Source organism: Micromonospora sp. NPDC049060 (assembly GCF_040649055.1).
Classification (GTDB): domain Bacteria; phylum Actinomycetota; class Actinomycetes; order Mycobacteriales; family Micromonosporaceae; genus Micromonospora; species Micromonospora reichwaldensis.
This window is the reverse complement of record NZ_JBEZEV010000001.1, coordinates 206895-228584: the sequence shown is the minus strand read 5'-3', so window position 1 is coordinate 228584 and position 21690 is coordinate 206895. Positions and strand designations below refer to the sequence as shown.

21 protein-coding genes are annotated in these 21690 nt (G+C 74.2%); 13 read left to right on the top strand and 8 right to left on the bottom strand.

Annotated features, from left to right (window positions below; translation table 11 throughout):
* The 4 genes from AB0B83_RS01045 to AB0B83_RS01030 form a co-directional block, all read left to right on the top strand.
* Positions 1 to 651 (top strand): SAM-dependent methyltransferase (locus AB0B83_RS01045; protein WP_357576397.1); only part of this gene is annotated, 651 nt, incomplete at its 5' end.
* A 61-nt stretch (positions 652 to 712) separates the two neighbouring features.
* The gene (locus AB0B83_RS01040) at positions 713 to 1636 is read left to right on the top strand and encodes a lysylphosphatidylglycerol synthase transmembrane domain-containing protein (protein WP_357576410.1); all 924 of its coding nucleotides are present in this window, start codon (positions 713 to 715) and stop codon (positions 1634 to 1636) included.
* Between the two features lie 11 nt (positions 1637 to 1647).
* Positions 1648 to 2304, top strand: coding sequence for a GTP cyclohydrolase II (gene ribA, locus AB0B83_RS01035; RefSeq protein WP_357576396.1), 657 nt, complete (start codon positions 1648 to 1650; stop codon positions 2302 to 2304).
* Complete coding sequence (locus AB0B83_RS01030; RefSeq protein ID WP_357576395.1) at positions 2297 to 2989, top strand: dihydrofolate reductase family protein; 693 nt, start codon at positions 2297 to 2299, stop codon at positions 2987 to 2989. The genes ribA and AB0B83_RS01030 overlap by 8 nt, the downstream gene beginning before the upstream one ends.
* Here the strand turns inward: AB0B83_RS01030 and AB0B83_RS01025 are convergent.
* Positions 2956 to 4092 (bottom strand): FUSC family protein, encoded by a 1137-nt coding sequence (locus tag AB0B83_RS01025; RefSeq protein WP_357576394.1) that lies wholly within the window; start codon positions 4090 to 4092, stop codon positions 2956 to 2958. The genes AB0B83_RS01030 and AB0B83_RS01025 overlap by 34 nt on opposite strands.
* Positions 4093 to 4425: 333 nt before the next feature.
* On the opposite strand from AB0B83_RS01025, the gene AB0B83_RS01020 reads away from it, so the two are divergent.
* Positions 4426 to 8955 (top strand): HAMP domain-containing protein, encoded by a 4530-nt coding sequence (locus AB0B83_RS01020; protein ID WP_357576409.1) that lies wholly within the window; start codon positions 4426 to 4428, stop codon positions 8953 to 8955.
* A 136-nt stretch (positions 8956 to 9091) separates the two neighbouring features.
* Positions 9092 to 10702, top strand: coding sequence for a hypothetical protein (locus AB0B83_RS01015; RefSeq protein WP_357576393.1), 1611 nt, complete (start codon positions 9092 to 9094; stop codon positions 10700 to 10702).
* Between the two features lie 48 nt (positions 10703 to 10750).
* Here AB0B83_RS01015 and AB0B83_RS01010 read toward each other — a convergent pair whose 3' ends face one another.
* The 4 genes from AB0B83_RS01010 to AB0B83_RS00995 form a co-directional block, all read right to left on the bottom strand.
* Entirely contained in the window at positions 10751 to 11317 is a 567-nt protein-coding gene (locus AB0B83_RS01010) for a GNAT family N-acetyltransferase (RefSeq protein ID WP_357576392.1), read from the bottom strand.
* Between the two features lie 90 nt (positions 11318 to 11407).
* The gene (locus tag AB0B83_RS01005) at positions 11408 to 12235 is read right to left on the bottom strand and encodes an ABC transporter ATP-binding protein (protein WP_357576391.1); all 828 of its coding nucleotides are present in this window, start codon (positions 12233 to 12235) and stop codon (positions 11408 to 11410) included.
* Between the two features lie 47 nt (positions 12236 to 12282).
* Positions 12283 to 13308 (bottom strand): iron chelate uptake ABC transporter family permease subunit, encoded by a 1026-nt coding sequence (locus AB0B83_RS01000; RefSeq protein ID WP_357576390.1) that lies wholly within the window; start codon positions 13306 to 13308, stop codon positions 12283 to 12285.
* Positions 13305 to 14282 (bottom strand): iron chelate uptake ABC transporter family permease subunit, encoded by a 978-nt coding sequence (locus tag AB0B83_RS00995; protein WP_357576408.1) that lies wholly within the window; start codon positions 14280 to 14282, stop codon positions 13305 to 13307. Before AB0B83_RS00995 ends, AB0B83_RS01000 begins: the two co-directional genes overlap by 4 nt.
* Before the next feature lie 189 nt (positions 14283 to 14471).
* On the opposite strand from AB0B83_RS00995, the gene AB0B83_RS00990 reads away from it, so the two are divergent.
* Complete coding sequence (locus AB0B83_RS00990) at positions 14472 to 15509, top strand: ABC transporter substrate-binding protein (protein ID WP_357576389.1); 1038 nt, start codon at positions 14472 to 14474, stop codon at positions 15507 to 15509.
* Positions 15506 to 16351, top strand: a complete 846-nt coding sequence (locus AB0B83_RS00985; protein ID WP_357576388.1) for a siderophore-interacting protein — start codon at positions 15506 to 15508, stop codon at positions 16349 to 16351. The genes AB0B83_RS00990 and AB0B83_RS00985 overlap by 4 nt, the downstream gene beginning before the upstream one ends.
* Positions 16352 to 16415: 64 nt before the next feature.
* Here the strand turns inward: AB0B83_RS00985 and AB0B83_RS00980 are convergent, their stop codons facing one another.
* Positions 16416 to 16901, bottom strand: coding sequence for a GNAT family N-acetyltransferase (locus tag AB0B83_RS00980; RefSeq protein WP_357576387.1), 486 nt, complete (start codon positions 16899 to 16901; stop codon positions 16416 to 16418).
* Positions 16902 to 16993: 92 nt separating this feature from the next.
* Positions 16994 to 17491 carry a DinB family protein gene (locus AB0B83_RS00975; RefSeq protein WP_357576386.1) on the bottom strand — a complete coding sequence of 166 codons (498 nt, stop codon included), beginning with the start codon at positions 17489 to 17491 and terminating at the stop codon, positions 16994 to 16996.
* A gap of 184 nt (positions 17492 to 17675) precedes the next feature.
* Here AB0B83_RS00975 and AB0B83_RS00970 point away from each other — a divergent pair, with 184 nt between their 5' ends.
* Positions 17676 to 18116, top strand: a complete 441-nt coding sequence (locus AB0B83_RS00970; protein WP_357576385.1) for a hypothetical protein — start codon at positions 17676 to 17678, stop codon at positions 18114 to 18116.
* 147 nt (positions 18117 to 18263) lie between these two features.
* On the opposite strand, the gene AB0B83_RS00965 is transcribed toward AB0B83_RS00970, so the two are convergent.
* On the bottom strand, positions 18264 to 18551 hold the full coding sequence (locus tag AB0B83_RS00965) for a hypothetical protein (protein WP_311414653.1): 288 nt from the start codon (positions 18549 to 18551) through the stop codon (positions 18264 to 18266).
* Positions 18552 to 18795: 244 nt separating this feature from the next.
* On the opposite strand from AB0B83_RS00965, the gene AB0B83_RS00960 reads away from it, so the two are divergent.
* The 4 genes from AB0B83_RS00960 to AB0B83_RS00945 all read left to right on the top strand — a co-directional run bounded on the left by AB0B83_RS00960 (position 18796) and on the right by AB0B83_RS00945 (position 21683).
* On the top strand, positions 18796 to 19158 hold the full coding sequence (locus AB0B83_RS00960) for a YciI family protein (protein ID WP_357576384.1): 363 nt from the start codon (positions 18796 to 18798) through the stop codon (positions 19156 to 19158).
* A gap of 21 nt (positions 19159 to 19179) precedes the next feature.
* On the top strand, positions 19180 to 19440 hold the full coding sequence (locus AB0B83_RS00955) for a hypothetical protein (protein ID WP_357576383.1): 261 nt from the start codon (positions 19180 to 19182) through the stop codon (positions 19438 to 19440).
* A gap of 125 nt (positions 19441 to 19565) precedes the next feature.
* Positions 19566 to 20810, top strand: a complete 1245-nt coding sequence (locus tag AB0B83_RS00950) for a DUF6596 domain-containing protein (protein WP_357576382.1) — start codon at positions 19566 to 19568, stop codon at positions 20808 to 20810.
* Between the two features lie 174 nt (positions 20811 to 20984).
* Entirely contained in the window at positions 20985 to 21683 is a 699-nt protein-coding gene (locus AB0B83_RS00945; RefSeq protein WP_357576381.1) for a class I SAM-dependent methyltransferase, read from the top strand.
* Positions 21684 to 21690: the final 7 nt, after the last annotated feature.

Sequence of the window (21690 nt, the reverse complement as noted above, 5' to 3'; positions counted from 1 at the left end):
CTTGACCAGTCCGCGCGGGTGGATCGGCCACCGCTGCTCATCGTCCGCGTCCGCCGCGGCCGCCAGCATCAGCTCCACGTGCGGGTACGGCTGCCCGACGGCGGCCCGGTCACCGTCGAGGTCCGCCACGGCGACCTCACCCGGTTGACCGCCGCCGACCTGGCCGACGCGTCGCTGGTCACCGCGTCCGCGCTGCTGGACATGCTCACCGCGGCGGAGATCGAGCGGCTCGTCGCGGCCTGCGCCGGGGCGGGCCGCCCGGCCCTGCTGGCCCTGTCGGTGACCGGCCGGGTGCGGCTCACCCCGGCGGATCCGTGGGACGGGCGGATCGCCGCCGCGTTCAACGACCACCAGCGACGCACGGTCGACGGGCGCGCCCTGCTCGGGCCGGACGCCGTGCACGCCTGCGCGGCGGCGTTCGCCCGGCACGGCGTCGACGTGGTCCTGCGGCCCAGCCCGTGGCGGCTCGGCCCGCAGCGGGCGGAGCTGGCCGGCGAGTGGTTCACCGGCTGGCTCGACGCCGCCTGCGAGCAGCGGCCCGAGCTGACCGGCCCGACCCGGGCGTACGCCCGCCGGCGCCGCGCCGAGATCGCCGCCGGCCGGCTCGACGTGCTGGTCGAGCACCTCGACCTGCTGGCCGGCTGTGGCTGAACCGGGCGGCCCGCCGGTGCGCGCCCACCGGCGGGGCGGGCGTCCGGGACGGGCCCGGCCGGTGGCGCGCCGGTGCTGGCCGTGGGCGCGGACGCTCGGCGGCGGGGGCGTGCTGGCCGTGCTGCTGGGCTGGCTGGGCGCCGGCCCGTTCCTCGCCGGGATCCGCCTGGTCGACGGCCCGGCGCTGGCCGCCGCCGTCGCCATCGGAGCGCTGACCACCGGCTGCTGCGCCTGGCGGTGGAGCCTCGTCGCCAACGGGCTGGGGGTGCGGCTGCCGCTGCCGACGGCGCTCGCGCACTGTTACCGGGCGGTGTTCCTGAACTCGACTCTCCCCGGCGGTGTGCTCGGCGACGTGCACCGGGCGGTGCGGCACGGCCGCGACGTCGGCGACGTCGGCCGGGGGGTGCGCGCGGTGGTGTGGGAACGCGTCGCCGGGCAGGTCGTGCTCGCCGCCGTGGCGGTGGTCGTGCTCGCCGCGTTCCCGTCGCCGGTGCGGCCCCACCTGCCGGCGGTGGCGGCGCTGCTGGCCGCCACCGGGCTGGGCGTCGTCCTGCTGGCCCGCGCCCTGCCCGCCGCCGGACCGTCGCGGTGGGCGCGTGCGGCACGTGCGGCGGTGGCCGACGTGCGCGCCGGGCTGCTCGGCCGCCGCGCCTGGCTGGGCGTGCTCGTGGCCTCCACCGTGGCCGTCGCCGGCCACCTCGCCACGTTCGTGCTGGCCGCGCGCACCGCCGGCTCCACCGCGCCGCTGGCCCTGCTGGTGCCGCTTACCCTGCTGGCGCTGCTGGCCATGGGGGTGCCGGTGAACGTCGCCGGCTTCGGCCCCCGCGAGGGCGTGGCCGCGTGGGCGTTCGGCGCCGCCGGCCTGAGCGCCGCCGAGGGCGTCGCCACCGCCACGGTGTACGGGGTCCTGGTGCTCGCCGCCAGCCTGCCCGGTGCCGCCGTCCTGCTGGTCCGCCGTGCCCGCGTGCCCGCCGGCACCGTCTGACGAGGAGCCCGATGTCCGAATCCCCGCCCGCCGCCACGGTCCGTACGCAGGTCACCGTGCCGCTGCGGTTCCCCGACGGATACCTCACCACCGCCCGGGTGTTCTCCTTCGACGGTCTCGTCGACGGCCGGGAGCACCTCGCGTTCGGCCTGGGCGACCGGGCCGGCCCCGTCGACAGGGCCACGGCGCGCCCGTCACCGCCGCTGGTCCGTCCGCACAGCGAGTGCCTGACCGGGGACGTGTTCGGCAGCCGGCGCTGCGACTGCGGCCCCCAACTGCGCGAGGCGGTCGAACGTATCGCCGACGCTGGCGGCTACCTGCTCTACCTGCGGCAGGAGGGCCGCGGCATCGGCCTGTACGCCAAGCTCGACGCGTACGCGTTGCAGGACGCCGGGCTGGACACCTACGAGGCGAACCTGGCGCTGGGCCACGAGCCCGACGAGCGGGACTACACCGTGGCCGCGCAGATGCTCGCCGCCCTGGGCGTGGACCGGGCCGCCCTGCTGAGCAACAACCCGGACAAGGCCGCACAGCTTCAGCGGCTCGGGGTGACGGTCACCGCGCGCGTACCCACCGGGGTGCACCTGTCCCCGGCGAACGCCGGCTACCTGGCGGCGAAGGCCGGGCGTGGCGGGCACGCCCTCGACCTGCCCCTCGTCCGTGACTGACCGCCCGTACGTCCTGCTCAGCTGCGCCACGTCGATGGACGGCTACCTCGACGACGCGAGCGGGCAGCGGCTGCTGCTGTCCAACGAGGCCGACCTGGACCGGGTCGACGCGGTCCGGGCGGGCTGCGACGCGATCCTGGTCGGCGCGGGCACGGTCCGCCGCGACGACCCGCGTCTGGTGGTCCGTTCCGCCCGGCGGCGCGCCGAGCGCGTCGCGCGGGGCCTGCCCGCCTCCCCGGCCAAGGTGACGGTGACCGGCTGCGGCGACCTGGACCCGACGGCCCGCTTCTTCACCACCGGCGACGCCGACCGGATCGTCTACTGTGCCACCCCCGCCGTGGCGAAGACGGGGGAGCGGCTGGCGGGCCGGGCCACCGTCGTGGACGCGGGCGAGCCGGTGGACCCGGCGTGGCTGCTGGCGGACCTGGCCCGCCGGGGGGTGGACCGGCTGATGGTGGAGGGCGGGGCGAGCGTGCTCGGGCAGTTCCTCACCGCCGGCCTCGCCGACGAGCTGCACCTGGTCCTGGCCCCGTTCTTCGTCGGTGACGGGCGGGCGCCCCGGTTCGTCGGCGACGGGAGCTTCCCCTGGCATCCCGGCCGCCGGGCGCGGGTGGCGGAGACCCGCCAGATCGGCGACGTCGTGCTGGTCCGCTACGCGCTCTCGGAGCGCTGCGACGCCACCTGAGCGGGCACCACCCCGAGCGCCTCGTCCACCCGCTCCAGCACGGCGACGTCGTCGTGGCCGACCCCGCGCAGCAGGTCGATGGCGGTCGCCCGGATCTGGCCGACGATCATCGTGACGGGCAGCGCCGGGTCGGACGCGAGCAGCCGGCCGGCGACCCGGACCGCGGTCATGGCCGCCTCGTCGGCCCGGGCGGCGTGCCGGGCGGCGTCCTCGCCGGTCAGGTCGGTCGCGACGGACTCGCCAGCGGCGCGTACGGCGGCGGCCAGGGCGGGGATCGCGTCGCCCAGCTCCGGCGGCGTGTCGGCGCACAGCCGGGTCAGCGTCACCCCGGCGCGGGCCAGGACCCGGACGTTGCGCACGGCGTAGTCCAGCTGCCGGGCGGTCGCCTCCACCTCCCGTACCTGCCCGACGTGCCGCCGCCGGCGGACCCGGAACCGCAGCGTCTCCCCGGTGGCCCGGACCGCCGTGCGCAGCCGGTCCACGCAGTCGTCCAGCTCCCGGGCCCGGTCCAGCGCGGTCCGGGCGGCGGTCTCGTCGCAGCGGGCGAGCGCGTCGTCGAGCGCGTCGAGCACCTCGGCGAGGTCGGCGAAGCTCTGCCGGGCCTCCCGCACCAGCGGGGCGAGGGGGTCGCGGGCCGCCAGGAGCTGGCTCGCGGCCAGCGCGACCGCGCCGCCGATCAGCGCGTCGACGAACCGGAAGGGCATCAGCGTGCCGCTGGGCGCGGCGACCGCCACCAGGTACATCGCGGAGACCGCCGCCTGCACCACGAGGGTGGTGCGCGCCCCGATCGCCACCATCAGGCCGGTGGTCAGCAGCAGCACCAGGAAGACGGTGCCGGTGCCGGGGCCGAGCGCGTACACCAGCAGCTCGGCGACGAGCACCCCGGCCGCGACCCCGAGCAGGATCTCCACCGTCTGCCGGACCCGCCGCCCCCGCGCCTCGCCCAGGACGACCAACGCGGCCGTGGGCGCGAAGAACGGGTCCGGGTGGCCGATCACCCGCGCGGCGAGCATCCAGGCGACGGTCGCGGCGAGGGTCAGCTCGACCACTGTCATGCCGTCGTCGCGGATCCGCCCGCGCGCGCCCCGCCACCACTGTCGCACCGTCGGCACCCCTCTTCCGGTCGGGGCGCGCTCCACACCGGACCCGCTCGCCGGGCCGGCGTCGAGGACCGCCCCGGCGAGTCCCCGTTCCGGTCGGACCGGTTCGAGGGTCGCCTCTACCCGCGCCGCGTCCCTGGTAACCGTGCCGTTGCACAGCCGCCGGACGGCCGGCGTCGCGGGGTGCCGGCCGGCGCGCGTGCGGCGACCGGGCTGTGCATACTTGCGCGGTCGATGTTGTGCCGGCGGGCGGGCCCCCGGCTGCTGCGCGAGGTGGTTGTGGTGGTCGAGAAGACGGCGTCGCGGCGCAACCCGGCGACCGGAGGGGCCGCGGCGATGGCCGACCCGGGGCTCCGGCAGCTGCTGGCCGGCCTGACGGCGGTACGCGACGGTGACTTCGGCACCCGGCTGCCGGAGGACGCCGACGGCCTGCTCGGGGAGATCGCCACGGTCTTCAACGGCATGGTCGACCAGTTGTCGCTGTTCACCTCCGAGGTGACCCGGGTGGCCCGGGAGGTGGGCACCGAGGGGCAGTTGGGCGGCCAGGCCGAGGTGCCCGGGGTGTCGGGCACCTGGAAGGACCTCACCGACTCCGTCAACGCCATGGCGGGCAACCTCACCGACCAGGTCCGCGACATCGCCGAGGTGGCCACGGCGGTGGCCCGGGGCGACCTGTCGCAGAAGATCACCGTGGACGTGCGCGGCGAGATCCTGGAGCTGAAGATCACCATCAACACGATGGTGGACCAGTTGTCGTCGTTCGCCGACGAGGTGACGCGGGTCGCCCGGGAGGTCGGCAGCGAGGGCCGCCTCGGCGGCCAGGCCGAGGTGCCCGGCGTGGCCGGCACCTGGCGCGACCTCACCGACTCGGTGAACTTCATGGCCGGCAACCTGACCAGCCAGGTCCGCAACATCGCCCAGGTCACCACGGCCGTGGCCCGGGGCGACCTGTCGCAGAAGATCACCGTCGACGCCCGGGGCGAGATCCTGGAGCTCAAGAGCACCATCAACACGATGGTGGACCAGTTGTCGTCGTTCGCCGACGAGGTGACCCGGGTGGCCCGCGAGGTCGGCACCGACGGGCGGCTCGGCGGTCAGGCCCAGGTCAGCGGCGTGGCCGGCACCTGGCGCGACCTCACCGACTCGGTGAACTCGATGGCGGTCAACCTCACCGACCAGGTGCGCAGCATCGCGCAGGTGGCCACGGCGGTGGCCCGGGGCGACCTGTCGCAGAAGATCACCGTCACCGCGCACGGCGAGATCCTGGAGCTGAAGAACACCATCAACACGATGGTGGACCAGCTGTCGTCGTTCGCCGACGAGGTGACGCGGGTGGCCCGCGAGGTCGGCACCGAGGGGCGCCTCGGCGGCCAGGCGGACGTCAAGGGCGTCTCCGGCACCTGGAAGGACCTCACCGAGTCGGTGAACGTCATGGCGGACAACCTCACCGCCCAGGTGCGCAGCATCGCCGAGGTGACCACCGCCGTGGCGAAGGGCGACCTGACACAGAAGATCCGGGTCGACGCGCGCGGCGAGATCCTGGCGCTGAAGGAGACCATCAACACGATGGTCGACCAGCTCTCCGCGTTCGCCGACGAGGTGACCCGGGTGGCCCGGGAGGTGGGCACCGAGGGCCGCCTCGGCGGCCAGGCCCGGGTGTCCAACGTGGCCGGCACCTGGAAGGACCTCACCGACAACGTCAACGAGATGGCCAACAACCTCACCAACCAGGTGCGCTCGATCGCGCTGGTCGCCACCGCCGTCGCCCAGGGCGACCTGAGCCGGCAGATCACCGTGGAGGCCAAGGGCGAGGTGGCCGTGCTCGCCCAGACCATCAACACGATGGTCGGCACGCTCGGCGCGTTCGCCGACGAGGTGACCCGGGTGGCCCGCGAGGTGGGCACCGAGGGCCGCCTCGGCGGGCAGGCGCGGGTGCCGAACGTGGCCGGCACCTGGAAGGACCTCACCGACAACGTCAACTCGATGGCGAACAACCTCACCGGCCAGGTCCGCAACATCGCCCAGGTCACCACCGCCGTGGCCCAGGGCGACCTGACCAAGAAGATCGACGTCGACGCGCGCGGCGAGATCCTGGAGCTGAAGACCACCATCAACACGATGGTGGACCAGCTGTCCTCGTTCGCGGCCGAGGTGACCCGGGTGGCCCGGGAGGTCGGCAGCGAGGGCCGCCTCGGCGGCCAGGCCGAGGTCGAGGGCGTCTCCGGCACCTGGAAGCGGCTCACCGAGAACGTCAACGAGCTGGCCGGGAACCTCACCCGCCAGGTGCGCGCCATCGCCGAGGTGACAAGCGCCGTGGCCACCGGCGACCTGACCCGCTCCATCACCGTGGACGCCCCCGGCGAGGTCGGCGAGCTGAAGGACAACATCAACTCGATGGTGGAGTCGCTGCGCGAGACCACCCGCACCAACCAGGAACAGGACTGGCTCAAGACCAACCTGGCCCGCATCGCCGGCCTGATGCAGGGCCACCGCGACCTGGACGTGGTCGCCGGTCTGGTGATGAACGAGCTGGCCCCGCTGGTCTCCGCGCAGCTCGGCACGTTCCTGCTGGTGGACGACGGCCCCGGCGGGACCGGCCTGCGGGTCGTCGGCGGGTACGGGCACGACACCTCCGGCCGCCGGTACGCCCTCGGCGAATCGCTCGTCGGGCAGGCCGCGGTGAGCAAGCGGGCCATCGTGGTGGACACCGTGCCGGCCGACTACGTCACCGTCTCCTCCAGCCTCGGCGCCGCCGCCCCGCTGCACCTGGTGGTGCTGCCGATCCTCTTCGAGGACCAGGTGCTCGGCGTCATCGAGCTGGCCAGCATGAGCCGCTTCACCGAGGTGCAACGCGACTTCCTCGACCAGCTGACCGAGACCATCGGCGTCAACGTCAACACCATCGTCGCCAACGCCCGTACCGACGTGCTGCTCACCGAGTCGCAGCGCCTCGCCGCGGAGTTGCAGGCCCGCTCGGAGGAGTTGCAGGCCCGCTCCGAGGAGCTCCAGCGCTCCAACGCCGAGCTGGAGGACAAGGCGGCCCTGCTGGCCCGGCAGAACCACGACATCGAGACGAAGAACTCCGAGATCGAGCAGGCCCGGCAGGAGCTGGAGGCCCGCGCCCAGCAGCTCGCCCTCGCCTCCAAGTACAAGTCGGAGTTCCTCGCGAACATGAGCCACGAGCTGCGTACGCCGCTGAACTCGCTGCTCATCCTCGCCCAGCTGCTCGCGCAGAACCCGAACCGCAACCTGACCGCCAAGCAGGTGGAGTACGCGACGGTCATCCACTCGGCCGGCACGGACCTGCTCCAGCTCATCAACGACATCCTCGACCTGTCCAAGGTGGAGGCCGGGAAGATGGACATCAACCCGGAGACCTTCGAGCTGGCCGCGCTGCGCGACTACGTCGACGCCACCTTCCGGCCGCTGACCACGCCGCGGGGCCTGGAGCTGGAGATCAGCACCGGGCCGGGCGTGCCGACCGAGCTGCACACCGACGAGCAGCGGCTGCGGCAGGTGCTGCGCAACCTGGTCTCCAACGCGGTCAAGTTCACCGAGAAGGGGCGGGTACGGCTGCGCATCGAGCGGGCCGCGCCGGACGAGCTGCCCGAGGGGCTCGCCCAGACGGACGTCGTCCTCGCGTTCCGGGTGATCGACACCGGCATCGGCATCGCCGAGCAGCACCTGACCGCGATCTTCGACGCCTTCCAGCAGGCCGACGGCACGACCAGCCGGCGGTACGGGGGCACGGGCCTCGGGCTGTCCATCAGCCGGGAGATCGCCCACCTGCTCGGCGGCCGGATCCAGGCGCGCAGCGTGCTCGGCCGGGGCAGCACGTTCACCCTCTACCTGCCCGTCGGCCCGGTGCCCGCCGGGACCGGCGACGCGGCGGTCACGGACGACCGCCCGAGCGGCGCGCTGCCGGTTGCGGGCCGTGCCGGCGCGCTGCCCTGGACGTCGCCGGCCACCCTGCCGTGGACGCCGCCGGCCGCGCTGCCGCCGGCCGTGACCCTCCAGCCCGGCGAGGTTCGCCGGATGCTGGTGCTGGAGCGCCACGACAAGGGGCTGCTGACGCTGCTCGCTCAGGGCGTCGCGGCGGACCTGGGCGACGCCCACCCGCCGGTGGAGATCTCCACCGCGGTGGACGTGGCCTCGGCGGTCGAGGCGCTCGCCACCGGGCGGCACCACGTCCTGGTGCTCCAGCTCGACCTGCCCGACGACGGCGGTACGAATCTGCTGAAGGCGCTGCACGACGATCCGGCGCTGCGCGGGGTGCCCGTGCTGGCGTACCACGGACACCCGCTGCCGGCCGGCTCGCAGGCCCTGTTGCAGGCGCTGGCCCACGAGCGGCCGCTGGAGGTCCTGCGCAGCCTGGACGACCTGCGCGAGCGGATCGCCCTGCACCTCACGGCGGTGACGCCGGAGCGGGTGCTGCCGTTCGCCCCGGTGCTGCCCGACGTGCGTCCCGCCGTCGACGCCCTGCCCGACGACCTGGCCGGGCGCAAGGTGCTGGTGGTGGACGACGACGCGCGCAACGTCTTCGCGCTGACCAACATCCTGGAGCTGCACGGGCTCGACGTGGTGTACGCGGAGAACGGCCGGCAGGGCATCGAGACGCTGATGCGCCACGACGACATCGACCTCGTGCTGATGGACGTGATGATGCCGGAGATGGACGGCTACGCCGCGACGGCGGCCATCCGCGCCATGCCCCGCTACGCCGACCTGCCGATCATCGCGGTGACCGCGAAGGCCATGCACGGCGACCGGGAGAAGAGCATCTCCTCCGGCGCCAGCGACTACGTCACGAAGCCGGTCGACGCCGCCGACCTGTTGCAGTGCATCCACCGCTGGCTGCACGGCTGAGGCGTCCCGGCGGCGGGGGCGAGTCGGATTTCGGCCCGTCGCCAATGCGACTTGCCGCATCCGTGCGGTGACGCGGAGTGCTCCCATGTCTCCCACTGGCCCGCACCGGGCGGGCCGAGGGAAACGGAGAGTGCGAGTGGGACCCAACCTGCTGCGCCGCGTCGCCACGGCGACCGTGGCGCTCAGCTGCGCCGTCATCGGGACGGTGGTGGCGACGACGGGACCGGCGGCGGCCAGCCCGATCCGCAACAACACCCCCTGGTCGGTGCTGCTCTGCAAGTTCAGCGACAAGCCGGCCGAGCCTAAGACCCCGTCGTTCTTCGCCAACTTCCTCACCCACACCGGTCTCGGCACGGGTGGGGTGGCGGACTACCTCGCCGACCAGTCCGGCGGGCGGGTCTCGCTGGCCGGCTCGAACGTGCGGGGTTGGTACACGATGCCGTACACCCTGGCGCAGTTCCAGTCGATCGACCGCGGCACCCGCATCCAGCGCTGCGTCGACACCGCCGCGGCCAACGGCTACACCGTTCCCGCCGGGCACCGCACCGCCGTCATGCTCAACGACTGGGTCGACTCCGGGGCCGCCGGCGGGCGGGTGCTGCTCGACCCGGGCGCCTGGAACGTCGGCTTCGCCGCCCACGAGATGCTGCACGGCTACAACCTGGGGCACTCGTTCTCCAACGACACGACCTACCAGAACGCGCCGTGGTCCCAGCCGGGCGAGTACGACGACCCGTGGGACGAGATGAGCGCGATGCACATCTACGCCTTCGCCACGGCGAACTACGGCACGAGCGCGGTCGGGCTCAACGCGTTCCACCGCGACGAGCTGGGCTGGCTGCCGAAGAACCGGGTGTTCACCATGGCCGCCGACGGGGTGGGCTCGCGGAGCATCACGTTGGCGCCGCTGGAGGTGCCCTCGGCGAGCGGCCCGCAACTGGTCCGGATCCCGTTCGACCCCGCCGACACGTTCCACTACTACACGGTGGAGTTCCGCCGGAAGACCGGCTGGAGCGCCGGCATCCCGGCCGACACGGTCCTGCTGCACGAGGTCCGCAACGGCACGCCCACGCTGCTGCGTACCGGGCCCGGCGGCGGTCCGGCCCAGTCGCTCAACGCCAACGGGGTCCAGATCGGCGTGAACTGGATCTCGGGCAACTCCGCCTCGGTCACCGTCACCACCGACGTGGTGAACCGCTGCCTGCAGGGGTACGTCTGGCGGGAGGCCCGGCCGGGCGACATGGTCTGCGTCACCGGGGCCACCCGCAGCCAGGTGTGGGCGGACAACGCGGCGGCCCCGAGCCGCTGGACCAACGGCGCGTACGGCCCGCACACCTGCATCTCCGGCTACGTGTGGCGGGAGGCGTACTCCGGTGACGACGTCTGCGTGACCGGCGCCCAGCGCACCCAGGCCGCCTCGGACAACGCCGCCGCGGCGAGCCGCCGCAACCCGGCGCGCCTGGTCGCCGGGCCGAACACCTGCGTCAGCGGGTACGTCTGGCGCGACGCCGACCAGTCCGACTACGTCTGCGTCACCGGGACGACCCGCTCCCAGGTGCTCGCGGACAACGCCGTCGCCACGAGCCGCTGGGTCAACGGCCCGTACGGCCCGCACACCTGCGTCGCCGGCTACGTGTGGCGCGAGGCGTTCCTCGGTGACGACGTCTGCGTCACCGGCACCCAGCGCAGCCAGGCCGCGGCGGACAACGTCGCCGGCCCGGGCCGGGTGCTGCGACCGGGCGGCTGAGCCCCGACGCGCCCCGGGCGGGCGACCGCCCGGGGAGCGTCCCGCGTCTCAGGACCGGCCGGCCTCGAACGTCTCCCGGTCGAGGAAGAGCAGCCGGGCCCGCTTGCCGTTCACGTCGATCAGCGGGCCGGCGACGAAGCCGGTGCGCAGGAGCCGCTCGACCGCCTTGTCGTTGCGCGCGTCCGGCTCCATCACGACGCGCCGGTGTCGCGGGTCGGCGAAGACGAAGTCGAGGAACACGCGCAACAGGGTGCCGGTGAAGCCCCGCTCGACCGCGCCGGGCGGGCCGATCAGCAGGTGGGCCCCGTGGTCGCCGGGCTGGACCGGGTAGCACTCGCCGACCGGGTCGGCGGCCGGCTCGTAGGTCTGGAACAGCGCCACCGGTGTGTCGTCGCGGTGGGTCAGCCAGGCGTGGTGGGTGGGGAGCGAGTCGAGGTAGCGGTAGATTTCCTCGACCCGGTCCCGGCCGGCGTCGCGCATGCCCCAGAACCGGGCGCGTTCCTGGCTGACCCAGGCGTGGATCAGGTCGGTGTCGGTGTCGGGGTCGACGGGTCGGATCGTCACCCGGCCGAAGCCGTCGACGTCCTGTCGGTAGGTGCTGGCGAGATCACGCATCGTGTGCCACCGTACGGTGATTCCGGTCGATGCGCGAGTAGGTCGGGCCGCGGCGCGGCGCCGGCCGGGCCGACGCCGCACACGCCCCCGTCAGCCGCCGGCGGCGGTGACCGCCGGGGCGCTCGCGGCGGCCCGGCGGCGGGCGGCGGGGACCACCAGCGGGGTGCCGGTCTCCGGGTCGTCGATCACGCGGCAGGGCAGCCCGAAGACCTCCTCGACCAGCTCGGCGGTGACCACCTCCCGGGGCGCGCCGGCGGCGACCACCTCGCCCTCGCGCATCGCGATCAGGTGCGTCGCGTAGCGGGCGGCGTGGTTGAGGTCGTGCAGCACCGCCACCAGCGTGCGGCCCTGCTCCTCGTGCAGCCGGGCGCAGAGGTCCAGGATCTCGATCTGGTGGGCGATGTCCAGGTAGGTGGTCGGCTCGTCGAGCAGCAGCAGGGGGGTTTGCTGGGCCAGCGCCATCGCGATCCACACCCGCTGCCGCTGCCCGCCGGAGAGCTCGTCGACGGCCCGGTCGGCCAGGTCGGCGACCCCGGTGGCGGCCATCGACTCGGTGACCACCCGCTCGTCCTCGCGCGACCACTGCCGCAGCAGCCCCTGGTGCGGGTACCGGCCGCGGGCGACGAGTTCGGCCACGCCGATGCCGTCCGGCGCGATGGACGTCTGCGGCAGCAGGCCGAGGGTGCGTGCCACGCTGCGGGCCGGCTGCCGGTGGATGTCCTCGCCGTCGAGCAGGACCGCCCCGGCGGCCGGCTTGAGCAGCCGGGACAGGGCCCGCAGCAGGGTGGACTTGCCGCAGGCGTTGGGGCCGATGATGACCGTGAAGGACCGGTCGGGCACGGCGACGCTCAGGTCCTGCGCGATGGTCCGCCGCTCGTAGGCGAGGGTCATCGCGGTGCCGCTCAGCCGGGACTGCATGCTCGGTGCTCCGTTCTCGTCGTGGGTGGCCCGCCGGCCGCTCCCGGTCACAGTCGGCCGGCCCGGCGCTCGGTGGCCAGCAGCCAGACCAGGTAGGCGCCGCCGAGCACGCCGGTGACGACGCCGACCGGCAGTTGGTGCCCGGGGAAGGCCCGCAGCGCGAGCTGGTCGGCGGCGACCAGGAGGACCGCGCCGACGGCCGCCGAGGGCAGCAGGTTCGGCCCGGGGGCCCGGGTCAGCCGCCGCGCGAGGTGTGGCGCGGTGAGGGCCACGAAGTTCACCGGCCCGGCGGCGGCCGCCGCGAGGGAGACCAGCAGCACCGCCGCCGCCAGCACGACGAGGCGCAGCCGCTCCACGCGTACGCCGAGGGCGGCGGCGGTGTCGTCGCCCATCTCGACCAGCCGCATCGCCGGCCCGTAGCCGGCCAGCATGAGGGGCACCAGCACGCCAAGCGCGATCAGCAGCGGCAGCGCGTTCGACCAGCCGCGACCGTCGAGGCTGCCGGTGAGCCAGAGCACGGCGCGGGCGGCGTCCATCAGCGGGGCCCGGGTGAGCAGCCAGCCGTTGACGCCGGTGAGGATCGCCATGGTGCCGATGCCGACCAGGATCAGCCGGTACCCGTGCACTCCGCGCCGCCAGGACAGCGCGTAGACCAGCGCGCCGGTGACCAGCCCACCGACCACCGCCGACGAGGCCAGCGCCACGCTGCTGCCGCCGAGCACCACCACGACGAGCGCCCCGGTGGCCGCGCCCTGGGTGAAGCCGAGCATGTCGGGGCTGCCCAGCGGGTTGCGTACCAGGGACTGGAAGACCGCGCCGGCCAACGCCAGCGCGGCGCCGACGCAGAGGGCGGTGACCACCCGGGGCAGCCGCAGCTCGGTGACGATGAACTCCTCGGCCGGGGTGCCCTGGCCGGTGAGGGCGCGCAGCACGTCGGCGGGGCTCATCGGGTAGTCGCCGCTGCCGATGGCGAGCATGCCCAGCGCCAGGGCCAGCAGCACGCAGGTGACGCCGACGGCGACGGCGCGGGGACGCAGCCGCAGTGACAGGCCGCCGGTACGCAGGGTGATCACGGGTGGGCCACCCGTCCGCGCTGCACCAGCCAGAGGAAGAGCGGCCCGCCCGCCACGGCGGTCACGAGCCCGACCTGGAGCTCGCCGGGGCGGCTCAGGACCCGCCCGAGCACGTCGGCGCCGAGCAGCAGCACCGGTGCCAGCACCGCGCAGTACGGCAGCAGCCAGCGCAGGTCCGGCCCGGTGAGCGCGCGTACCAGGTGCGGCACCAGCAGCCCGACGAAGACGATCGGCCCGCAGGCGGCGGTGGCGGCGCCGCAGAGCAGCGTGATCGCCAGGACGACCGCGCCCCGGACCAGGGCCGGGCGGGCGCCGAGCGCGCGCGCCGCGTCGTCGCCGAGGGCGAGGGCGTTGAGCGGGCGGGCGACGGCCAGGGCGACCAGCAGGCCCGCCGCCATGAAGGGCGCGACCGTGCGGACGGTCGACGGTTCGGCGCTGGCCAGCGAGCCGACGGTCCAGAACCGCAGCCGCTCCAGCGAGGCCGTGTCCACCAGCATCACCGCGCTGACGTACGAGTAGAGGGTGGCGTTGAGCGCCGCGCCGGCCAGCGCCAGCCGGGCGGGGGTGGCCCCGCGCCCGCCGCCGACGGCGTACACGGCGGCGGTGACGGCGGCCGCGCCGAGCAGCGCGAACCACACCTGCCCGCCGACGCCGCCGACGCCGAACAGCAGCGCCCCGGTGGCCACCGCCGCCGCCGCGCCGGCGTTGATGCCGAGCAGGCCGGGGTCGGCGAGCGGGTTGCGGGTCAGCGCCTGCATGACCGCGCCGGCGACGCCGAGCGCCGCCCCGGCGAGCAGGCCGAGCAGCGTACGCGGCAGCCGCATGCGGTGTACGACGGCGTACTCGGCGGCGTCGCGGTCCAGCAGGCCCTGCCACACGTCGGTGAGGGGGAGCTGTTTGGCGCCCACGGCGATGCTGAGCACCGCGACGGCCGCGAGCAGCAGCACCGACGCCGCGAGCCCGGCGGCCCGCAGGGCGGACCGGCCGGGCCGGCGTACGGCCGGCGGTGCCGGCGGCGCGCCGACGCGGGGGGAGAGGGTGGCGGACAGTGTGGGCTCCGATTGGTGCGGAATTCCGAACGGGACTTGACAGCCGTTTAGGTTAGGTTAACCTAACCCCGCTGTCCATGGTCATTCGCCCGACCCTGATCGAAAGACACCGCCATGCCGCATCCCGTGTCCGCCCGCCGCCTCTCCCGCCGGGGCCTGCTCGCCGCCGGTGGCGCCGCCACCCTGGCAGCCCTGCTCGCCGGCTGCGGCGGGGACGAGGACTCCGCCACCCCCGCCGCCAAGGACTCCGGCGGTCCGTGGTCGTTCACGGACGACCGCAACGAGAAGGTCAGCGCCCCCGCCCGGCCGACCCGGGTGGTCGCCTTCACGGGGGTCGCCGCCGCGCTCGTCGACTTCGGGCTCGACAAGCAGATCGTCGGGGTGTTCGGCGAGACCAAGCGCTCCGACGGCAGCAAGGACCCGCAGGCCGGCGACCTCGACGTCGAGTCCGTGGAGATCCTCGGCAACGTCTGGGGCGAGTTCAACCTGGAGAAGTACGCCGCCCTGCGGCCCGAACTGCTCGTCACCCACATGTACGACCCGGGCGCCTTCTGGTACGTGCCGGACGAGAGCAAGGGCAAGATCCTCCCGCTCGCCCCCACCGTCACCGTGACCACCGCGCGGGTGCCGATGACCAAGCCGATCGAGCGGTACGCGCAGCTCGCCGAGTCCCTCGGCGCCGACCTGTCCGCGAAGAAGGTCACCGACGCCAAGGCCCGCTTCGAGGCCGCCGCCGAGTCGGTCCGCCAGGCGGTCAAGGCCAACCCGGGCATCAAGGTGCTCGCCTGCTCCGGCAGCCCCGACCTGTTCTACGCCTCCAACCCCAAGGTCAGCACCGACCTGATGTACTTCGCCGAGCTGGGCGTCGACATCGTCGTCCCCACCAAGCTGGAGGCCGGCGACTACTTCGAGGCGTTGAGCTGGGAGAACGCGGGCAAGTTCCCGGCCGACCTGCTCCTGCTCGACAACCGCAGCACCGCCCTTCAGCCCAAGGACCTGGCCGCGAAGCCGACCTGGCAGCAGCTGCCGGCGGTCAAGGCCAACCAGGTCGCCGCCTGGGACGCGGTGCCCCGCTTCTCGTACGCCGGGGCCGCGCCGCTGCTGGAGAACCTGGCCACCGCCATCAAGGGCGCGAAGAAGGTCACGTCGTGACCACCGCCGTCGCCGTGCAGTACCGCCTCTTCGCCGCGCAGGTCGTCGGCGCCCGCCGCGTCGGCGCCTCCCTGGTCCGGGTCACCTTCGGCGGGCCCGAGCTGGCCGACTTCGCCGGCGGCGGCCGGGACCAGAGCGTCTCGCTGTTCCTGCCGCACCCCGGTCAGCCCGAGCCGGTGCTCCCCGTCGGGGCGGGGGAGGACTGGTTCGGCGCCTACCGGGCCATGGACCCCGACGTGCGCGCGGTGATGCGCTCGTACACCATCCGGGAGCAGCGCCCCGAGGTGGCCGAGGTGGACATCGACTTCGTCAGCCACGGCGACACCGGCCCCGCCTCCCGCTGGGCCCGGCACGCCCTGCCCGGCGACCGGGTGGTGCTGCTCGGCCCGGCCGTGCACGACAACCGCAGTGTCTGCTTCCGGCCCCCGGTCGGCACGGACTCCGTCCTGCTGGTGGCCGACGAGACCGGGCTGCCGGCCGCCGCCGGGATCCTCGCCTGGCTGCCGCCCGGCACCCCGGTGCGGGCCTGGATCGAGGTCCCCGACGCGGGAGACATCCAGGAGCTGCCCACCGAGGCGCGGGCCGAGGTGCGCTGGATCGTGCGGGGCGCCACCGCCCCCGGCAGCACCCTGCTGGCGGACGCGGTGCGCGCCGCCCGGCTGCCGGCCGGCAGCCCGTACGCCTGGATCGCCGGCGAGTCCTCGATGGTGCGCTCGGTGCGCCGGCACCTCGTCGGCGAGCGCGGCCTGGACCGCCGGCACGTCACCTTCTCCGGCTACTGGCGCCGGGGCGCCTCCGAGGACAACCTGCGCGCCGAGGCCGTCGCCTCGGCCACCGCCTGACGATGCCCGCCGCGCGCCGCGTCCCGCCCCGACGGGACGTGGCGCGCGGCGTCGGGCCGGTCGCTCAGAACTCGCGGTACATCACGTGCAGGTCCACCCGGCCGAGGGTGGGATGTTGGAACGCGCCGGGCACCGTGCCCACCACGTCGAACCCCTCCCGCCGGTACAGCTCCACGGCGGTGACGTTGCTCGCCACCACGGCGTTGAACTGCATGCCGGCGTACCCCCGCTCGCGGGCCCAGTCGACCGCGTGCCGGCACAGCGCGGTGCCCACGCCCCGCCCGCGCGCCGCGCGGGCCACCATGAAGCTCGCGGTGGCGACGTGCGCGCCCGGCCCGGGGCGGTTGGTGCCCATCTTCGCGGTGCCCAGCACCGCGTCGCCGTCGACCGCGACCACCGTCCGGCCGGGCGCGGCCTCCACCCACATGTCGTACGCCTGCTCGGCGGTCAGCTCCGGGTCGTAGGGGAAGGTCTCCCGCGCCCGGACCACCTCCTGGACGATCGGCCACACCTGGGCCCAGTCGGACTCGTGGAACTCGCGGATCCGCATCCGGCGGATGCTAGGGACGGCCCGGGCGCGGCGGCAAGGCGTTTACCGGCGGGGAGGGTGCGGCCCGGGGCGGCGGGGCGGACGTCCGCGCACTACCCGTCGACGAGCTGCTCCCGGAGGATGTCCGCGTGCCCGCAGTGCTGGGCGAGCTCGCGCAGCACGTGCAGATACACCCACCGCAGCGGAAGCGGGCCCCGCCGGTGCCCGGGCAGGATGTCGTCCAGGCCCAGGGACGCCGTCGCGCGGCGTGACGCCTCGCAGGCCTCGCGGTGCGCGCGCTGGACGGTGGCGATCGTGTCGTCGTCATCGAGGACGAACGACTCGTCCGGCGTCGCGGGGATGCCGATCTCCGCGCGCGACCGGCACGTCACGGCCTCGTCGAACCAGACCTTCTCGACGAAGGTCACGTGCTTCACGAGACCCAGCAGCGTGGTCCGGGAGGCCACCAACGACCGGCGCGCCTGTTCCTCCGTCAGCCCGTCCAGGCAGCCGTTGAGCGCGCGACGGTGCTCGTCGAGGAACGCCTCGAACTGGGCCCGGGCCGGCTGGGCGACGACCTGGTCGGCGAAGGTGGGCGGGTAGGAAGGCATGGGAGGAGCATTCCAGACCGTCGCCCGGGAGCAGTGTCGGACATCAGCAGGTGGCCCGGGCCGAGGGCGAATGGTTCGGCGGGTCTGCGGACGTGACCGCCGACAGGACGACGTCGATGACGCGGACCCGCTCGCCGCGGCCGGGGCTGTCGTCGGCCGGCGGTCGACAGGCTAGTTTGCTCGGATGAGTTCCCTCGATGACGTCGCGAGGCGTGACGGCTGGCGATGCTGGGTGTGCGACGAGCCGGTCGACGCCGACATGTCGGTGAACGACCCACGCGGTCCCAGCGTCGACAGCCGCACCGCGGACAGGAAGGCCAAGGTCGCCGAGCGACTCGCGCACCGGGCCTGCAACACCCGCAAGGGCGCGGTCAAGGTGGTCATCGCCTGGCCGGACCACCTGCACGTGGTGGAGCCCGCGCCACTGATCACCGTCGCCGAGCGACTCGAACGCAAGGGCGGCCGCGAGCTGGTCGCCCGCTGTCCGAGCAGGAAGGACGCCCAGGAGGCGGCGGACTGGCTGGTCGACCGGTTCTCCCGGCTGGTGCCCGGACTGCCGGTGACCGCGAGCGTCGACGCGGGCGGCGGACAGTATCTCGTCGCCCTGGCCGCCGGCCGCCGCTGACCGGTGGCCCTGGTCGGCGCGTCGCCGGCCAGGGTCCGATCCGTGAGCGTCCGGCAGCCCGGGATCCGAGCCGCCACCGGCGCTGCGGCACACCGCGCTCACCGGCCGTCTCCGGCCGGTGGCGTCGGTGGGCGATCAGTGCCCTGATCAGAAGGGGGGTGCGTCCTCGCCCATCAACGCCAGCACGACGCCTCCCTTCCCGCTCTTGAGGCCCTGGACCACGACCTTGCCGGTGCTGCCGTCGGGCAACTCCAACGTGAAGGTCTTCCCGACCGCGTTCTTGGGGCCGTTGCCGGCGCTGTTGGCGGGTCGGAAATCGCCCGCCCACGGCGGGATCCCACCTTTGCGGGCGGGCTCGGCGAAGAGCGCGGCGGTGCCGGGGGTCCGGGTGCCGTCGGAGGAGAGGAGCACTGAGGCGCTGCGATAGGTAGCCATATGCCGCAAGGCTATCCCGGACTGCGCCCGTTCGTGCCACCACAACTGTCGGGTGACGCGAACGGCTTCGGCAACCGACGGTGGCCTCGTCCCACCCCTCGTGCCGCATCCTGGACCTCGACTTCCAAGGATGGTGTCGTATCGAGGCGTGGCCGTTCGTGGAACCGGTGTGCGGCGGCCGGCCCGGGCCGCTGGACACGAGGGGCCGGGCAGGGCCCTCGTCCGGGACCGAGAGGAGACGACCATGACGGAGTACCTGATCACCTTCAACGACGAGTGGGTGCCACCACACACGGCGGAGGAGATCCGCGAGAAGAGCAAGGCCAGCTGGGCCGTGATGGGGGAGATGCAGGCCGAGGGCGTCCTGCTCTTCAGCAACGGGGGGCTCGACCGGTCCACCGCGGTGTGCAGCGTCGAATCGGTCGACGGCAGGCCCGTCTTCACCGACGGCCCGTACGTCGAGACCAAGGAGCACCTCGGCGGCTTCGCCGTCGTGGACGTGCCCGACGACGAGGCGGCGCGATACTGGGCCGGCAGGCTCGCGACCGCGCTCGACTGGCCACAGGAGGTGCACCGGTTCCGAGGCCCCGGGGCGCGCCCGGCGTAACGGCTCCGGGGAGAAGTGAGCGTGGTGCCCAGATACCTGCTGTCCGTCTACGGCCCGGCCGAGCCCACCGAGCTCGGCACCCACCACTCCCGGGAGGCCGTGCCGCGGGCGTACGCCGACACCGGCGCCTTCGACGAGCGGCTCCGGCGGGACGGTCACCTCGTCTTCACCGACGGCCTGGCGCCCGCGACGACCGCCACCACCGTCGACGGGCAGGGCGGGAGGCCGGTGCTCACCGACGGGCCCTACCTGGAGACGAGGGAGCACCTCGACGGCTTCTGAGTCATCGAGGCGGCCGACCTCGACGTGGCCCTGGCCCTCGCCACCGAGGGGTCGAGAGCGTGCCGCGGTACGGTCGAGGTGCGTCCCTTCCGCACCGGGGAATCCGTCCGAGCGCTGCCGGAGCCATGAACGATCCCACTGTCGAGCAGGCGATCACCCGTCTCCACCACGAGGAGTGGGCGCGGGTGGTCGCCGGCCTCGCACGCCGTTTCGGCGATCTCGACGTCGCCGAGGAGGCGACGGCCGAGGCGTTCGTGGCGGCCGCGGAGCGGTGGCCGCGCGAGGGCGTACCGTCCAATCCCGGCGGTTGGCTAGCCACCACCGCGACCCGTAAGGCGATCGACCGGCTCCGTCGCGAGTCGCAGCGCGACGCCAAACACCAGGCGGCCCGGATCATGTACGACGACACCCCCGCCGAGCCGACCGGCCCGGTCGAGGACGACCGGCTCAGACTGATCTTCACCTGCTGCCACCCCGCGCTCGCGTTGGAGGCCCGGGTGGCGCTCACCCTGCGCCTGCTCGGCGGCCTCACCGTGCCCGAGATCGCCCGCGCCTTCCTGGTGCGGGAGACCACCATGGCGCAACGGATCACCCGCGCCAAGGCGAAGATCAAGGCGGCGCACATCCCCTACCGGGTGCCCTCGGCCGACGACATCCGCGAACGGCTCGCCGGCGTGCTCGCGGTCGTCTACCTCGTCTTCAACGAGGGCTATCTCGCCAGCGAGGGGAACGACCCGGTGCGCGTCGACCTCACCGAGGAGGCGATCCGGCTCGGCCGCCTGCTCCGGACCCTCCTCCCGGACGACGGCGAGGTGACCGGCCTGCTCGCCCTGATGCTCCTCACCGACGCCCGGCGGCCGGCGCGCGTGTCCCGCACCGGGGAGCTGGTGACCCTCGCCGAGCAGGACCGCGGCGCCTGGGACCACACGCTCATCGCCGAGGGCAGCGCCCTCCTCCGCGAGCGGATCGAGGCGGTGGCGGCCGGCGGCGACCCACCCGGGCGCTACCAGCTGCAGGCCGCGATCAACGCGGTCCACACCGACGCCCCGTCCGCCCGGGACACCGACTGGTCCACCATCGTCGCCCTCTACGGGCGCATGTCGCTGCTCGACCCCTCACCGATCGTGCGCCTCAACCGGGCGGTCGCGGTCGCCGAGGTCGACGGCCCCGGGGTCGGGCTCGCCGAGATCGACCGGCTCGCCGAGGCCCTCGACGGCTACCACGCCTTCCACGCCGCGCGCGCCGACCTGCTGCGGCGACTCGGGCGCGGCGGCGAGTCGCGGACCGCGTACGACCGGGCCATCGGTCTCGCCGGCAACCCCGCGGAGCGGGCCTACCTCACCCGCCGCCGCGACCAGCTCGCCGGCTGACCACCACGTGGAGCCTGCGCGATCTGTTCCACCTGCCCTGACTGGCCTGCGCTGCGGGGCCGCGTCGGAGTCAGGCGCCGACGTCGACCGGAGCGCGGCAGGGGCGGTGGCGGCTCGACGAGCGTGGCAGGATCGCGCTTTCGACCCCTGCCGCGATGCCGAGGAGCCAGCCTGGTGAAGGCCGACCACTACGACAGTTTCGCCGAGCGCTACAGCGCGGACAACGAGTCCAACCTGATCAACGGCTACTACGAGCGGCCCGCGATGATCGGGCTCGCCGGGGATGTGGACGGCCGGCGGATCCTCGACGCCGGCTGCGGTTCGGGTCCGTTGTCCGCGGCGCTCCGCGAGCGAGGGGCCGTCGTGACCGGCTTCGACGCCAGCCGCGCGATGGTGGAGCTGGCCCGACGGCGGCTGGGCGGGGACGCCACGCTGCTGGTGGCCGACCTCAGCGAGCCGCTTCCCTTCGCCGACGGCGCGTTCGACGACGTCGTCGCGTCCCTGGTCCTGCACTACCTGGAGGACTGGACCGCGCCCCTGGCCGAGCTGCGACGAGTCCTGAGGCCGGGGGGCCGCCTCATCCTGTCCGTGAACCACCCGATGGTCTACACGGCGGTCAACCCGGGCGCCGACTACTTCGCCCTCGCACGGTGGTCGGAGGAGTACACCTTCGACGGGCACACCGCGGAGCTGACCTACTGGCACCGGCCGCTGCACGCGATGACGGATGCGTTCACCGACGCGGGCTTCCGCCTCTCGGTCGTCAGCGAACCCCCCATGTCTCCCGAGACCCCGCGCGAGATCCTGCCGCCACATCTCGTGGACCGCACCACGTTCATCTGCTTCATCTTCTTCGTCCTCGAAGCGCACTGAGCCGGGG